10 protein-coding genes are annotated in these 15,520 nt (G+C 70.7%); 1 reads left to right on the forward strand and 9 read right to left on the reverse strand.

What is annotated here, in order from left to right; all coding sequences use genetic code 11:
• Positions 1 to 4: 4 nt before the first annotated feature.
• The 6 genes from trxA to tsaE all read right to left on the reverse strand — a co-directional run bounded on the left by trxA (position 5) and on the right by tsaE (position 9,197).
• The gene (gene trxA, locus QNJ67_06695; protein MDJ0608648.1) at positions 5 to 325 is read right to left on the reverse strand and encodes a thioredoxin TrxA; all 321 of its coding nucleotides are present in this window, start codon (positions 323 to 325) and stop codon (positions 5 to 7) included.
• 93 nt (positions 326 to 418) lie between these two features.
• Entirely contained in the window at positions 419 to 3,898 is a 3,480-nt protein-coding gene (addA, locus tag QNJ67_06700; protein MDJ0608649.1) for a double-strand break repair helicase AddA, read from the reverse strand.
• Complete coding sequence (addB, locus tag QNJ67_06705) at positions 3,895 to 6,918, reverse strand: double-strand break repair protein AddB (protein ID MDJ0608650.1); 3,024 nt, start codon at positions 6,916 to 6,918, stop codon at positions 3,895 to 3,897. Before addB ends, addA begins: the two co-directional genes overlap by 4 nt.
• Positions 6,915 to 7,643 (reverse strand): nucleotidyltransferase family protein, encoded by a 729-nt coding sequence (locus QNJ67_06710; GenBank protein ID MDJ0608651.1) that lies wholly within the window; start codon positions 7,641 to 7,643, stop codon positions 6,915 to 6,917. The genes addB and QNJ67_06710 overlap by 4 nt, the downstream gene beginning before the upstream one ends.
• Positions 7,644 to 7,657: 14 nt before the next feature.
• The gene (locus QNJ67_06715) at positions 7,658 to 8,674 is read right to left on the reverse strand and encodes a phosphotransferase (protein ID MDJ0608652.1); all 1,017 of its coding nucleotides are present in this window, start codon (positions 8,672 to 8,674) and stop codon (positions 7,658 to 7,660) included.
• A 7-nt stretch (positions 8,675 to 8,681) separates the two neighbouring features.
• Positions 8,682 to 9,197 (reverse strand): tRNA (adenosine(37)-N6)-threonylcarbamoyltransferase complex ATPase subunit type 1 TsaE, encoded by a 516-nt coding sequence (gene tsaE, locus QNJ67_06720; protein MDJ0608653.1) that lies wholly within the window; start codon positions 9,195 to 9,197, stop codon positions 8,682 to 8,684.
• A gap of 96 nt (positions 9,198 to 9,293) precedes the next feature.
• On the opposite strand from tsaE, the gene QNJ67_06725 reads away from it, so the two are divergent.
• On the forward strand, positions 9,294 to 10,316 hold the full coding sequence (locus tag QNJ67_06725) for an NAD(P)/FAD-dependent oxidoreductase (protein MDJ0608654.1): 1,023 nt from the start codon (positions 9,294 to 9,296) through the stop codon (positions 10,314 to 10,316).
• A gap of 13 nt (positions 10,317 to 10,329) precedes the next feature.
• Here QNJ67_06725 and QNJ67_06730 read toward each other — a convergent pair whose 3' ends face one another.
• From QNJ67_06730 to QNJ67_06740, 3 genes are all read right to left on the reverse strand, one after another.
• Positions 10,330 to 12,660, reverse strand: a complete 2,331-nt coding sequence (locus tag QNJ67_06730) for a PAS-domain containing protein (protein MDJ0608655.1) — start codon at positions 12,658 to 12,660, stop codon at positions 10,330 to 10,332.
• Positions 12,661 to 12,931: 271 nt separating this feature from the next.
• The gene (gene ahcY / locus QNJ67_06735) at positions 12,932 to 14,227 is read right to left on the reverse strand and encodes an adenosylhomocysteinase (GenBank protein MDJ0608656.1); all 1,296 of its coding nucleotides are present in this window, start codon (positions 14,225 to 14,227) and stop codon (positions 12,932 to 12,934) included.
• 139 nt (positions 14,228 to 14,366) lie between these two features.
• Positions 14,367 to 15,476: a hypothetical protein gene (locus QNJ67_06740; GenBank protein ID MDJ0608657.1), complete on the reverse strand. Its 1,110-nt coding sequence runs from the start codon at positions 15,474 to 15,476 to the stop codon at positions 14,367 to 14,369.
• Positions 15,477 to 15,520 lie beyond the last annotated feature (44 nt).

Raw genomic sequence — 15,520 nt, forward strand, 5'->3', positions numbered from 1 at the left:
GGGATCAGAGCAGGGACTCGACCCACTCCTGGAGCTGGGTCTTCGAAACAGCGCCGATCTTGTTGCCGGCGACCGCGCCGTCCTTGAACAGGATCAGGGTCGGCAGGCCCTTTACGCCGTACTTCTGCGGCGTCATGGGATTCTCGTCGATGTTGATCTTGGCGACCGTCATGCGGCCGTCCATCTCGCCGGCGATCTCTTCCAGCGCAGGGGCGATCGCCTTGCAGGGGCCGCACCATTCGGCCCAGAAGTCGACCAGCACGGGGCTGTCCGCCTTCAAGACGTCCTTTTCGAAGCTCGCGTCACTGGTGCTGGTGGTTTTCATCTCTTCGTCCCTATGACCGTGGTCTCCGCTTCCGGTCTTCGCGGGACCCGATTCGGAGCGCAGCGATCATTTAATGAGCCCCCCCTCGGAGCGTCAAGGGAACTGACTTGCAAGGAGATCATGGCTGAGTGGCATGATTCGCGGGCCATCGGTCCACAGCAGGCAGGTGTCTATGGCCCTGCCCGGGTAGATTTCCGCGAGTATCCGCCGGTAGAGCGCCATCTGGGCGAGGTAGACCTGCGGAACCTCGGCCGGGTCCCGTGGCGCGGGGCGGTTGGTCTTGTAGTCCACGACCATGACCCGGTCCGTGCCGACCACCAGGCGGTCGACCTGGCCGGAAACCGCTTCCGGGCCTCCGGGGCCCTCGATCACCCCGGTCAGCGCCACTTCGGCCCGGCTATCGGGACCGAACAGCGGCGCGAAGGCCTCTTCCTCGAGAATGGCCAGGGTCTCGGCCAGGATCTCGTCGCGCTCGCCGGGCTCCAGTCCGTGAACGGCGCTGTCCAGGAAGGCCCGCCCGGCCTCGCGGCGCCGTCCCGCGGGCAGCTCGGGCAGACTCTCCAGCAGGCGGTGCACCAGAAGGCCGCGGCGGAAGCGCCGGCCGGGGTCCGCGCTCAGCGGCGACAGGCTGGGCGGGTCGGCTGCGCGCGGCCGCGAGGGGGCCAAGGGTCGGGGCGGGGACGGCTCCGGCGGCGCCGGATCGGCGATCCACGGAGGCGGCGCCACCGGGGCGGCGACCTTCTCCCGCCGCCCGCCCAACTCCGGCGCGGCGTCCTGGTCGTGGGCGAGGCGCAGCCCCGGACCCGCCCAGCCGTCTGCCATCAGTGCCTTGAAATCGTAGCTCGTCTCTTCGGCAATATCGGCAAGGGCGTTTCGCACCAGGCTGTACCAGCATTTCTCCCGCCTGCCCTGAAGAGTCTCCCAGCCGGCGATATAGAGGCGGTCCTCGGCGCGGGTCATGGCGACATAGAGCAGCCGGCGGTACTCCTCCTTGCGCGTCGCCTCCACCGCCGCCCGCGCCCGGCCGGCCAGCTTGCCGTCGAAAGCCTTGCGCAACGGCCAGACCACGGCGCCGTCTTCCTCGGACCACAGCAGGCCGGTCTTGGGCTGCGGTTCCTGCATGGTGTCCGGCAGGATCACCACGGGCGCCTGCAGGCCCTTGGCCCCGTGCACTGTCATGACTCGGACGCTGTCGCCGCCCAGCTCCATGTCCCGTTTAACCTCCAGATTGCTCGCTTCCAGCCAATGGAGAAAGCCCTCCAGGGTCGGCGTCTCGGTGCGTTCGTAGGCGAGCGCCTGGGACAGGAACTCCTCGATCGGATCGCGGGCCTCCTGCCCGAGGTTGGCGGCCAGAGCGGCACGGCCGCCGCCCGGACCCAGCAGCCCGGCGTAGAACTCGTAGGGCCGGAGGGCGACGGCATCCGAGCGTAGGGCCTCGAGCCGTTCGTGGGCCGAGCGGATCGCCGGGTCTTCCTCGGCGCGGCGCGGCAGCTCGGCCCAGAGCGGGCCGCGCCGATCGTGGGCCAGCCGGAACAGCTGGTCCTCGTCCAGGCCGAACAGAGGGCCCTTGAGCACCGTGGCCAGGGTCAGGTCGTCCTCGGGCATCAGCAGGCAGCGGCCGAGGGCGATCAGGTCCATGATCGCCATCTGCTCGGTCAGCACCATCCGGTCGGCCCCGGCCACGGGAACGCCTTCCTGTTTCAGGGCCCGTACCATCGCGTCGAAGAAATGATTGCGCCGCCGCACCAGGATCAGAAAGTCTCCGGGCAGCAGGCGCCGGTCCCGGGACGCCAGCCGCGTATCGGGATCGTCGCGCAGCGCCGGGTCCAGGGTCCAGGCGCGGATCTTGCGCGCGATCAGGCGGGCGAGCCGGAGGGGGGCCGGATTGCGGCCGGCGCGCTCTTCCGGCGGCTGCCAGGGCGGCCGCGGGGTCGGCCGGTCCGGGCTGACCGGCGGCCAGAGCTCGACCAGGCCGGCCTGGCCGACGCGCACCGGGTCGTGACCGCCTGCGTCGCGGTCGATGAAGGCGCCGAGGCCGGCGGCGTCGCCGAACACGGCGTCGACCGCCTCCAGCACGGCGGCGGTCGAGCGGAACGAGCTCTTCAGGTCGACCTGTTCCCAGCCCTGCCCGGCGTCCCGGGCGCGCTCAGCGAAATGCTCGCGCATCTTCGAGAAGGCCTCCGGCGCAGCCCGCTGGAAGCTGAAGATCGACTGCTTGGCGTCGCCGACGGCGAAGACCGTGCGCACCGTGTCGCGCGCCCCCGCGCCGGCGAAGAACTCCTCCGACAGGTCCGCGATGACGTCCCACTGCTCGGGGTTGGTGTCCTGCGCCTCGTCGATCAGGATGTGGTCCAGGCCGCCGTCGAGCTTGTAGAGCACCCAGGCGGCGGCGCCGCTCTTCCGCAGGAGGTCGCGCGCTTTCAGGATCAGGTCGTCGTAGTCGAGCAGTCCGCGCCTCTGTTTATGCTGCTTGTAGCGCTCGAGGATCCGTTCTCCGAGACGGAGCAGGGCCGCCGTGGCCGCGCCGACCTTGACGGCTGCGAGCCGGCCGCGCAGCGCGGCCAGGCGCTCGGCCTCGTCGGCGAGGACCTTGTCGGCCCCCGGCGCGAGCGCCAGGGCTTCCTTGTAAATCAGCTTGGCGCGGCGGTCGCCTGCGCCGCCGTCCTTGAAGTAGGCCTCCAGGTAGGCCTCGGTCTGGCGGGCGCGCTCGGTCGGTTCCGCCGCCAACCAGCGCCCAATGATCGTACCGTGGCGCTGGTCGGTGGTGCCGCCCTGGAGCATCGCGGCCGCGGCGGCCGTGAGGCCCGCGCGGTCGAACGCGCCCTCGCTGGCCGCCGCCGCCAGAAGGCCCTCCCGGGTTTCCTCCGGCCGGCATTCCAGCCCCCGGTAGAGCGCGGCGATCAGGCCGTCCAGATCGCCGTGGCGCGCGCGCAGGCGCGCGAAGCGGGACCGTTCGCGCAGCAGCTCGCCGAGCAGCTCGTCGAAGCCGCTCTCGTAGGTCGTCGCGCTGACCGTGGCCAGGGCGTCGGCCAGCGCGCTGCTTTGCGCGACGATGCGCCCCAAGACCTCGCGCCGGGCCTCCTCCAGGATCTCGGCCGCCGAGCGCTCGTCGAGCACTTGGGCGTGGGGCGCGACCCCCGCTTCCAGGGGGAAGCGTCCGAGCAGCGACTCGCAGAAGGCGTGGATGGTCTGGATCTTGATGCCCCCCGGCGTATCGAGCACGGAGGCGAAGAGCCGGCGCGCCCGCGCCAGCAGATCCGCATCGGGCGGCGGACCGAGCAGCGCGTGGAGATCGTCCCTCAGCGCCGCCTCATCGAGCACGGACCAGGCCGCCAGGCGCCCGGCCAGGCGATTGGCCATCTCGGCCGCGGCCGCCTTGGTGAAGGTGAGGCAGAGGATGCGCCCCGGGGGGGTGCCGTGCAGCAGCAGGCTGGCCACCCGGTCGGTCAGCACCTTGGTCTTTCCGGTGCCGGCGGAGGCGCCGACCCAGACCGAGGCGCCGGGGTCGAGCGCCTGGCGCTGAACCGCGGCGGCGTGTTCGGTCTTGGCGTCGCGGCCGCCCTCGGGGGTCATGATCCCTCCTCGCCGCCCGACCAGGCCCGGACCCGCTCGAGATGCTCATAGTCGTTGTAGCGCGGGGCCCAGTCGGGCCGCGGCTGGGCGTGGTAGGGTGTCGACTCCCGGTCGAACAGGTCGATCAGCCCCTGGAGCCCGTCGACGGCCTCGGCGACCAGATCTGCAAGGTCGCCGCCAACCTCTTCAACTTTGCCGGCCGGCTCCCGGCCGGTCAGCCGCCAGTGCTCCAGGCGGAACGGGATGGTGGCCGGAATCTCGGGGCCGAACCCGCCCACTTCCGCGATCGCGGCTTCCAGCGGCAATTGCGGCGCCAGGCCGAGCGCGATGTCCCGGTCGACCGGCGTCGCGCCCGTCTTGTAGTCCAGGATCACGACGTGGCCGCTCTGCTGGACGTCGATCCGGTCCGCCTTCGCGGTCAGCACGAAGTCGCCCCCGGGGCCGCGCAAGGTCCTGTGGCCCTCGACCTCGGCGTAGGCCCGTTCGAGCGTGATCCTCTGGAGCCGTTCCCGCGCCGCGACCCAGCCGGCCACGCGCGCGAAGCGCGGCGCCCAGAAAGCGACCAGCCCGGGGCGGTCCGCGTAGGGCTCCAGAGCTTGGTGGACGATCTCGATCAGGGCTGCTTCCGGATCCGGTGGCAGCTGGTCGGGGTAGGTCTCGACAAAGCGCTCCAGGGCGGCGTGCACCAGGCTGCCCAGATCGGCTTGGCTCGGATCCTGGTCGATCGCCGGCAGGGGCACCAGCTTCAGGATGTGGCGGGCATAGATCTGGTAGGGGTCGCGCATCCAGGTTTCGATCTGGGTCACGGAGAGCTTTCGCGGGCGTGCCGCGACCGGGGGGCGGGGTGCCGGCGGCGTGCTGCGCCGCTCGTGCTCGGGCGCGTCGAGGCCCTCGGCCACGGCCTGCCAGTCGGGGCTCTCCAGGTCATCCAGGTCCAGCGCCTTCAGGAGGGCGTCGAGGCGCAGCAGCCAGCGGGACGGCACCGTGGGCGAGCCCTCGACCCGGGTCGCCCGGGTCAGGAAGACTTCCGGCGCCGAGAAGGCCTGGGCGAAGTCGTGGGCTGAGAGCCCGATCCGCCGTTCCGGCGCCGGCAGGCCGAAGGCGACCCGCATCGGCCGGCTGAGCCAGGGGCCCGGGTCGCTGTCCGCCGGCCAGGTGCCCTCGTTCAGGCCGCCCAGGATCACGGTATCGACCTGCTGGAGCCGCGCCTCCAGGGGGCCGAGGATCGCCAGCCGCGGGTGCGTGCCGCGGCTCGGCCGGACCACGCGGCCCTGCATCAGGCCGCTCAGCAGCGCCGCGTAGCGCGCGCCCTCCAGAGGCGGCGCGGCGCCGGCGGAGTCGAGCAGTTCGGCGAAGAACCCGGCCAGCGCCTCGCCCGCTTCCCCGTCCCACAGTCGCGTGGCGCCGCTCTCGGCGTCGCTCGCCGCCAGCGCTTCCGCGAAACGCAGGTGGGCCGCCAGGAGGTCGCCGAGCGCCGCGCTTTCCTGCGCCAGGGCGGTAGCGAAGGGGCCGGCGTACTCGGCGAGGCGCCGGACCCAGGGCCGGAGGTCTTCCTCCTGCTTCGCCTCCCGATCTACGGCGTCCGCTCGGGTATCCAGGGCCCGGAGCAGGCCCTCGAACCCGGGGGCAGGGCGCGCGCCTCGCAGCACCCGGCGTTCCAGGCTGCGCACCCGGGCGCGGAATTCGGCCGGGTCCTCGCCGCCGCCGGCGAGCGGGTGCTTGAGCGCGGCCAGCAGGGCGACCGGGGTTAGCGCCCCCGTCATCATCTCGGCCGTCGCCCGCAGGAAGACGCCGGGGCCCGTTTCTGCCAGCGGCGTGCCGGCGGAGTCGTCGACCGCGATGCGCCAGCGTTTCAGTTCGGCCGCGACCCGCCGGGCGAGGCCGCGGTCGGGCGTGACCAGCGCGGCGCGGCGGCCGTCGGTCTCCAGCGCCCTGCGCATCAGGAGCGCGATGACCAGGGCTTCCTCGGCCGCGCCGGGGCAGTCGATCCGCTTGACGCTCGCGAGCGAGTGGCGGATCTCGTCGCGCGGCAGCGTGTCCGGCAGGCGGTGCCAGCGCGCGGTGCGCGCGGCCGGCAGCAGCGCCAGGTTGACGAAGCGGGCCCGCGCGGCCGCCGGCGCCGCGGCGTCGCGGCCGCGCCAGAGCCCGACCTGGTCGCGGCCGACCGCCAGACGCTCGAGCAGCCGCGCCATGCCGTGCTGCGGGTGCGCCGGATCCTCCAGGACCGCGGCCCAATCCTCCTCGTCGGCGGTGAGGTCCAGGCCGGGCAGGACGACGGCGCCGCGCGGCAGCGACGCGACCACGTCGATCAGGGCCGCGGTGGCCGGAATGCTGCCGGTCGAGCCGGCGACGATCACCGGGTCCGCCGCCGGCGCCCGGCGCCACGCATCGGCCTGGGCCTCCATCAGCAGGCGCCGGCGCTCCGCCGGCCCGATGCAGCCCTCGTCCCGTTCCACGGCGGGCCAGTGGGCGGTCACGATCTCGAGGAAACGCAGGGTGGTCTGCCAATGGGCGGCGAAGGCGTCGGGCACCAGATCGGCGAGCTGGTCGAACGAGAGACCTTCGGTCTCGACCTGGTCGATCAGCGCGGCCAGGGCCGCGGCCAGCTGCACCGCCTGATCCTCGCTCGGAACCTCGTGGTCGCCTTCCGCCGCCCGGCGCGCCGACCAGGCGAGGATCAACTGCGCGAGCAGGAGTTGGCGGCGCAGCGCCGGCATGGCGGGCGGCAGCTCGGCCGCCGCGCCCATGCCGCCGAGCGCCTCCTCGCCGAAGAACAGCAGCTCGTCGGCGTCGAGGTCGCCCAGAGGCCGCATGCGCGGCAGCAGCAGCGGCCGACCCTGGCTGACGCGCAGGAAGGCCTCGCCCAGGGCACGGACGGCGCGCCGGGTCGGCAGCAACACGGTCGTCCGGGAGAGCGCCAAGGGGTCGCCCGCCGCCTCTTCGAGCAGGCCCTCGGCCAGGGTATCCGCGAAACAGAGGCCGGCGGGTATCGTCGAGATGCTGACCGGAGGCGCGCTCACCTGTGAATCGCGCCGGGACTGAGGTGATGCAGTGCGTCCTCCACCTCGGCCAGGGATTCGGGCGTGCCCACGTGGAACCACTCGCCGTCGTGGCGCAGACCCCAGAGGCGGTCCTCCTCGACCGCGCGGTCGTAGAGCAGGTTGAGCGAGAAGGCGCCGTCGGGCAGGTCGCGCAGCACCCGCGGATGGAGGATCTGGATGCCGGCGAAGATGAAGGGCGCGATCTCCCGCTCGCGCCGGCGGCGCAGGCGGCCCGCCGGATCCATGAAGAAGTCGCCCAGCCCTTCGTAGCCGTAGGCATAGGTCACGGGATGGACCAGGAGCAGGAAGTCCATGCGATCCTCGTCCCAGGCCTGCGCCAGGCGCAGCAAGGCCGGCGTGCCGCCGTCGAGCCAGACCACGTCTCCGTTGATGACGAAGAACGGCTCTTCGCCCAGCATGTCGCGGGCCCCGGCCACGCCGCCGCCGGTCTCGAGCAGAAGCTCTTCCTCGTGCGAGAACGAGATCTTCAGGTCGTCGCGGTCTTTCAGGTGGGCTTCGATCTGGTCGCCGAGGTGATGCAGGTTGACCACGGCCTGCTCGACGCCGACCGCGTGCAGCCGGTCCAGCACCCGGTCCAGCATGCTCCGCCCCTGTACCTGGATGAGCGGCTTCGGCGTCTTGTCGGTCAGCGGGCGCATGCGCAGGCCGAGTCCCGCCGCGAGCACCATGGCCTGCCGGGGCATACCCACGGCCGGGCTCACGCCGGGGCCTCGCCGTCGGGCACCTCGCGGCGGTCCGCCGGGATGAAGCGGTCGAACCAGTCCCTGACCGGGGCGAGCGCGGGATGGGCCAGGTCGCCCTCCAGCAGGCGCCAGGTCCGGGGAATGTGCTTCAGGTAGTGCGGCTTGCCGTCGCGCCGGCTGAGGCGGGTGAAGATCCCGATGATCTTGGCGTTGCGCTGGGCCCCGAGCACTGCGTAGGACGCGCGGAAGGCGTCCGCATCGAGGTCGCCGCGTTGCTTCAGGTAGCGTGCCGTCATATCTCGCGCCAAGTCCTGGGAAACGTCGCGGCGCACGTCTTCCAGCAGGGACACCAGGTCGTAGGTGACGGGCCCCAGCACCGCGTCCTGGAAGTCGAGCAGGCCGCAGGCCTGCAGGCCCTTGCGGCCCTTCACCACCATCAGATTGTCCACGTGATAGTCGCGCAGGACAAGGGTCTCGGGCACGGCGCGGGCGACCGGCAGAACGCGCCGCCAGGCGGCGATGTAGGCCTCGCGCGCCTCAGGGCCGGGTGGCCGGCCCAGCGCCGGCAGATACCAGTCCGTCAGCAGCAGGGCTTCCTCGAGCAGTCGCCGGTCGTCGTAGGGTGGCAGCGCCGCCGCCGCGGAGGGCTGGAAGCGCCGGTGCAGGTCGATCAGCAGGTCGACCGCCAGGCGGTAGAGCGGCCGCTCCGCCGCGCCCTCGGCGAGCGCCCGGGTGAAGGTCCGGTCACCCAGATCCTCCAGCAGCATCAGGCCGGCGGCCTCGTCGACCTTGAGGGCGCGCGGCGCAGAGAAGCCCAGGTCGCAGAGCAGCATTTGCACGCGGTGGAAGGCGCGCACGTTCTCCATCGGCGGCGGCGCGTCCATCAGCACCGCGGTTTCGCCGTCGTGGCTCAGCCTGAAGTAGCGGCGGAAGGAGGCGTCGGCTGCTAGGGGCCGCGGCGCCTGGCCGCGCCAGCCGGTGTCGGCGAGGAAGGCCGCAATCAGCGCGGCCCGTTCGTCCGGCCCCTTCATGGTCGCGCTATCCTTCGTTCCAATCGGCCAGGCGCTCGCGCCAGGCGCCGAAGCCGGTGATCGTCGCGTGCCGGCCGTCGCCGCCCTCGGCGAAGCGCAGTGAAACCTCCAGGCGCTCGTCGGGCAGCAGCGCGCCGAGGCGGCCGGGCCACTCGATCAGGCTGATGGCGCCGGCCAGCGCTTCCTCGAAGCCCAACTCATAGACCTCCTCGGGCCGCTCGAGGCGGTAGAGATCGAAGTGCCAGACCGGCGCCGGCGCGCGGTCGTAGATCTGGACCAGGGTGAAGGTCGGGCTCGGGATCTCTTCGTTGTCCGGCGCGCCGCCCTGGGCGATCAGGGCCCTGATGAAGGCGCGGGCGAGGCTCGTCTTGCCGGCGCCCAGGGCGCCTTCCAGCGCGATCACGTCGCCCGGCCTGGCCAGGGCGGCCAGCCTCCGGCCCAGCGCCTCGGTCGCCGGAAGATCCGGCAGATCGTGCTCGAAGACGGCCCCCTCGTCGGTGGCCTCGGCGGATGATGCGGGCATGACGGCCACCTTTTAGCGGCCCGACCCCGACCTTGCCAAGGCTCCTGGCCGTGGCCATTTTGGGCTGAAAGTCCCGTTCCATCAGCGAGTTCCCCCATGGCCCAACAAGTCCAGGAAACCGATGTCGCCGTCATTGGCGCCGGGCCGGTCGGGCTCTTCGCCGTGTTCGAGCTCGGCATGCTGCAGATCCGCTGCCACGTGATCGATGCGCTCGATGCGGTCGGCGGCCAGTGCCGGGCGCTCTATCCCGAGAAGCCGATCTACGACATCCCGGGGCAGCCGGTCATCATGGCCGGCGATCTGGTCGAGCGCCTGGAACGCCAGGCCGCGCCCTTCGCACCGGTCTATCACCTCGGCCAGACCGTCACCGGGCTGACCCGCCGCGGCGCACGCTGGCTGGTCGAGACCGGGGGCGGCACGGCGGTGGACTGCCGCGCCGTGGTGATCGCCGCCGGCGGCGGCGCATTCGGGCCGAACCGGCCGCCGCTGGCCGGGATCGAGGCCTACGAGGGCGAGAGCGTGCACTATCTGGTCGCGCGCCGCGAGCTCTTCGACGGCCGGCGCCTGGTGATCGCCGGCGGCGGCGACTCGGCGGTGGACTGGGCGCTGGCGCTCAGCGACACGGCGGAGAAGATCTATCTGGTGCACCGCCGCGACAAGTTTCGGGCGGCGCCGGAGAGCGTCGCCCGGCTCGGGCGTCTGTGCGATGCGGGCGGCACGGTCGAGAAGGTGATCCCCTTTCAGCTGCACGCCCTCGAGGGCCGCGACGGCCGCCTCGAGACCGTCGTCGTGCGCTCGTTCGACGGCGCGGAGCGCCGTCTGACGGCCGACCACCTGCTCGCCTTCTTCGGACTCTCGATGGACCTGGGGCCGATCGCCCGCTGGGGCCTCGGCCTCGACCGCGACCTCGTCAAGGTCGATCCGGCGACCTGCGAGACCTCGGAGCCCGGGGTCTTCGCGATCGGCGACATCAACAGCTACCCGGGCAAGCTCAAGCTGATCCTGACCGGATTCAGCGAGGCGGCCATGGCGGCGCACGCGATCTACCCGCTGGTCCATCCCGGGAAGGCGCTGCACTGGGAGTATTCCACGACCAAGGGCCTGCCGGACCAGCGTTAGGCCCGACAGCGGTCTATTCCGCCGCGGCCTCGCCGACCTGGCGCAGGGGCAGGTGGCAGGTCACCTTGGTCCCGCTGTTCGGGGCCGAGTCGAGCTCGACCCAGCCGTCGTGCAGCTCGATCAGGCTCTTGACCAGGGAGAGGCCGAGCCCGGCGCCGGCTTGGCGCCCCTGGCCGATGCCGCGCTCGAACTTGTCGAACACCTGGGTCTGCTGGTCCAGGGGAATGCCGATGCCGGTGTCGGTCACGGTGATCAGCATCTCGTCGCCCGCGCTGTGCGCTCCGATCACGATCTTGCCGCCCTCGGGCGTGAACTTGAGGGCGTTGGACAGCAGGTTGTAGAGCGCCTGTTTGAGCCGGCGCTCGTCGGCCATGATCTTCTCGACGTTCGGCCCGCAGTCGACCGTCAGCTCGATCCCCCGGCTCCGCGCCCGCTCGTGGCCCAGGGTGTGAATCGCCTCGAGGACCGTCGCCAGCTCGACCGGCACCAGGTCGAGGCGCAGGTAGCCGGCCTCGATCGTCGCCAGGTCGAGAATGTCGTTGATCAGCGCGAGCAGGCGCTGGGATGACTCGACGATGGCGCGGCTGTACTCGAGCTGCCGCTCGTTCAACTCGCCGAAGAACTTGTTCTCCAGGATCTCGGCGAAGCCGACGATGGCGTTGAGCGGCGTGCGCAGCTCGTAGGAGATGTTGGCGAGGAACTCCGACTTCAGGCGGTCGGTGGTTTCCAGAGCCTCGTTGCGCTCCCTCAGCGCCCGCTCGACCCGGATCGAGTCGGTGACGTCGAGGAAGGTGAAGAGCGAGGCGCCGTCGGGCAGGGGCACCTGCGCCCAGTCGACCACCGAGCCGTCGGCCCGCTCCTGGCGCCCGTCGAGGCCGCCGGCCTCGGTGATCTGCGCGACGCTCTGCTCGATGAAGGTCGGCCAGTCGTCGTCCGAGACGTCGAAGAACTTGCGCGTCCGGGCGGTCACCTCCCGGGCGTGGGGCTCGGACTCCAGAAGCCTCTTGGGCAGTTTCCAGATCCGCGCGAAGCCGGGGTTCCAGAGCTTGAGCCGCCCGTCCACGCCGTAGACCGCGACGCCCTCGTAGAGATTGTTCAGGGTTTCCCGCTGGACCGCGATCAGCGTGTTGTAGGAGCGCTCGAGCGCCAGGCGGTCGGTCACGTCCTCGTAGGTCAGGAGCACGCCGCCGAAGGGGTGGGGCGAGCCCAGGACCCGCAGGGTCGAGCCGTCCGGCAGGTGCATCAGCTCCTCCATGGGCTCGATCAGCGTGCTGAACAGCTTGAGCCGTTCGGCCTTGTAGGCGGGAAAGTCCGGCTGCTCAGGCAGGCGCCGGTTCTCGCGCAGCATCTCCATGACGTCGTTGTGATGGGGCTCCTCGGCGAGCTTGCTCTCGTCGACTCGCCAGAGCTGGGCATAGGCGCTGTTGTAGAACTTGAGGCGCATGTCGGGGCCCCAGATCGTGATTGCCGTGCCCAGGTTCTCCAGAACCTCGGCGTGGGCCTGGATATGGCGCTCCAGCTGGACCTCGAGCTCCTCGGCGTCGGTGCGGTCGACGGCGGTGCCGGCGGTGCCCTCGGCGAGGCCCTGCTCGGACAGCTCGAGCAGGCGGCGCTCGCCCGACACGACGACGTGGAGCCGCGCGCTGTCCAGCTCCACCTCGTCCCGCGCCTTGCGCGCGAGGTCCAGGCTGACGTTGGCCAGCGCCGTGTCCGGCAGCTCGATGCCCTCGGCCAGAACCTCGTCGCGCGGCCGGTCGACGGCGCGGGCGTAGGCGAGGTTGCAGTAGACCAGCGAGAGGTCGGCGCCGCGGCGCCAGACCGGCAGGGGCAGGGCGTCGAGCAGCTGGGCGTGCTCGTCGCGCTCGGCGCAGGCCGCGGCCACCGCCTCGGAGGAGTCGGTGACGTCGGTGAACCAGAGCACGTTGCAGCCCTGGGTCCCGCCTTCGGACGACCAGGCGCCTTCGACCCGGAACACCCGGCCGCGGTCGCGCCGGCGGACCGTCTCCAGGAAGCTGCTGCCGCTCGAGCGCAGGGTGTCGACCGCGCCGCTCAACCGCTTCTCGTCTTCGGGGTCGAGCGCGGCCAGGACGTCCTCGAAGCTCGGCCGCGCATCCTCGGGCAGACCGAGCAGGCGGTGCAGCCAGGGCGAGGAAGCGATCACCGACTCGTCGTCGTGGATCACGTAGTAGCCGGCCGGCGCGACCGACAGGGCCGCCTTGCCGGACACGGTCTCGTGCATCAGCCTGCGGGTCGCCAGGACCTCGGCCCGGCTGCGGTGGGCGAACCAGCCGGCGACGGCCGCGCATCCGATGCCGGCCGCGGCGAGGATCCACTCAACGCTCACGGCCGCTCCTTCGCGAGCCGGCTTCGTTCAACTCTTGCCTGTGCCGGAAATCTTCGGCCATTCATTCCGCCCCGCCGGGGGTTTCCTTGGGTGCGCGCGATGCCGACGGCGCCGAGTTTAGGCCAAAGCGCTTATGCAAAACAAGCTCACCCTCGGAGGCCGCGGCCGCCGGGTCATGCTCGACGCATAGCGTTAAAGGAGGGTTCACGTCAGGGCGGCGGCCGCGTCTTCGGCCGCGCGCCCCCAAGAACAGCAAGCGTGAGGGCCTGTTCTAGTAGCGGTAGCCGTCGGTCTTGTAGGGGCCTTCCACCGGGACGCCGAAGTAGTGCGCCTGCTTGTCGGTCAGGGTGGTCAGCTTGGCGCCGATCTTCGACAGGTGCAGGGCCGCGACCTTCTCGTCCAGGTGCTTGGGCAGCACATAGACCTGCTTCTCGTACTTCTCGGCGTTGTTCCAGAGCTCGATCTGAGCCAGCACCTGGTTGGTGAAGGACGCGCTCATGACGAAGCTGGGGTGACCCGTGGCGCAGCCCAGGTTGACCAGCCGGCCCTCGGCGAGCAGCAGGATGCGCTTGCCGTCGGGGAACTCGATCTCGTCGACCTGGGGCTTGATGTTGTTCCACTTGTGGTTCTTGAGCGCCGCCACCTCGATCTCGTTGTCGAAGTGGCCGATGTTGCAGACCACCGCGCGGTCCTTCATCGCCCGCATGTGCTCGATGGTGATGATGTCGGTATTGCCTGTCGCCGAGACGAAGATGTCGGCGACCGGCGCCGCGTCCTCCATGGTGACCACGTCGTAGCCCTCCATGGCGGCCTGCAGCGCGCAGATCGGATCGATCTCGGTGACCATGACCCGGCAGCCGGCGTTGCGCAGCGACGCGCTCGAGCCCTTTCCCACGTCGCCGTAACCGGCGACCACGGCGACCTTGCCGGCAAGCATCAGGTCGGTGGCCCGCCGGATGCCGTCGACCAGGCTTTCGCGGCAGCCGTAGATGTTGTCGAACTTCGACTTGGTGACTGAGTCGTTGACGTTGATGCAGGGCACGGCGAGGGAGCCCTCCTGGGCCATCTCGTAGAGCCGCTTGACGCCCGTGGTGGTCTCCTCCGAGAGACCGCGCACCTCCTTCATCAGCTCCGGATGCTTCTCGTGCATGACCGCCGTCAGGTCACCGCCGTCGTCGAGCAACATGTTGGGCGTCCAGCCGTCCGGGCCCGTGATCGTCTGCTCGATGCACCACCAGTACTCCTCCTCGGTCTCGCCCTTCCAGGCGAAGACCGGGACGCCGCTGGCCGCCATGGCCGCCGCCGCCTGGTCCTGGGTCGAGAAGATGTTGCACGACGACCAGCGCACCGTGGCGCCCAGCGCCGTCAGGGTCTCGATGAGCACCGCCGTCTGGATCGTCATGTGCAGGCAGCCGATGATCCGCGCGCCCTTGAGTGGCTGGGCCTCGCCGTACTCTTCGCGCACCGCCATCAGGCCAGGCATCTCGGTTTCGGCCAGGCTGATCTCCTTGCGGCCCATCTCGGCCAAGGAGATATCGGCGACCTTGTAATCGCTGAACGCGCTCATGCTCTGCATCCCTTCTGTGCGGGCCCTCAGGCTGGACCGTGTATCAGGGGCGACATGACGCGGCAAGGCCGGAAACCAAAGGCGCCCCGCGTGATTTACGCGGGGCGCCTTTGGTTGGATCGGGGTGCTGCGGTGCGGGCTAGCTGCGGTCGCCCCACTCGCCGCCGCCGTCCGGTTCCGCCGGGTTGGGCAGCCCGCTGGTCACCGGCAGGCTGCCGGGATCGACCGCGTCGGGCTGCGGCGGCTTGGCAGTCTTCTTCCTAGGCCGCCGCTTGGCGGGCTTCGCCTTGGGCTTCGGCGGCGGCGGCATCGCCATGCCGCCGTTGATCCGGTCATAGCTCAGCTCGTCGAGCAGCTGGATCGAGCGACGTGACGGGGCCGAATGCAGGCTCTCGGGCACCCGCGCCTCGGGCTTGGCTTCGGCGCCGACCCCGGTCAGACGCCCGACCACCAGGTTCAGCACGAAGTCGCAGAAGCGGTCGCTGAAGCCGGAGAGGAAGGCGATCAGCCACATGACCTCCTGGGAGCCCAGGGTCGAGATCGGGATCTGGCTGCTCGACAGGATCAGGGTGCCCTTGATCATGAGGTAGACGATGGTGCCCATCACCATGCCGGTGACCGGCCGGGCGCACAGCCAGCGCAACGGCTCGTCCAGGTCGTCGGCCTTGTTGAAGCGGTAGAGCATTGCGGCGAGGGAGCCGATCAGGCTCCACAGCACGATGGTCACGGGCACCGAGAGGATCGGGATGATCCAGTTCTTGTCGATGCCGGCCTGATTGCCATAGGCGACCAGTCCGGCGATCACGAAGAGCGCCCCGATGCTGCCCAGGATGCCCTGGCCGCGCGACTTGCGCCGGTGCTCGGTACGGTTGATCGCCTTGTCGAGGACGGTCTGGAACTGCTGCAGATTGAGCTCCAGGACGCGCAGGTCCTGGACCGAGCGCGCCTCGTAGGCGGCGGCCCCCTGGTCGATCAGGTAGGGGATCAGGATGTTGGGGATCATCTTGGTCAGCGCCGTGTCGCTGCTGACCTTGAAGAAGGTCTCGCTCTGCAGCATGGCGATGCGGTTGAGCAGCTGCTGGCGCTGCTGCTCGACCTTGCCGCCGACCTGAGAGTTGGGGAGGCTGCGATAGGCCTGCTTGGCAGCGCGGAACCGCTCGATCAGTACCTCGTCGATGTCCCGCGCCATATCGGAGCCGACAAGGCTCCTGTTAAGCTGGCTCAAGAGAACCGTTTGTATGTCCGTCATCCGGCGCCACCTTTTCGGCTTGCCGGCGGGGCCGACACGTCCTG

The organism is Kiloniellales bacterium, from assembly GCA_030064845.1.
In the GTDB taxonomy this organism is placed as follows: Bacteria; Pseudomonadota; Alphaproteobacteria; order Kiloniellales; family JAKSDN01; genus JASJEC01.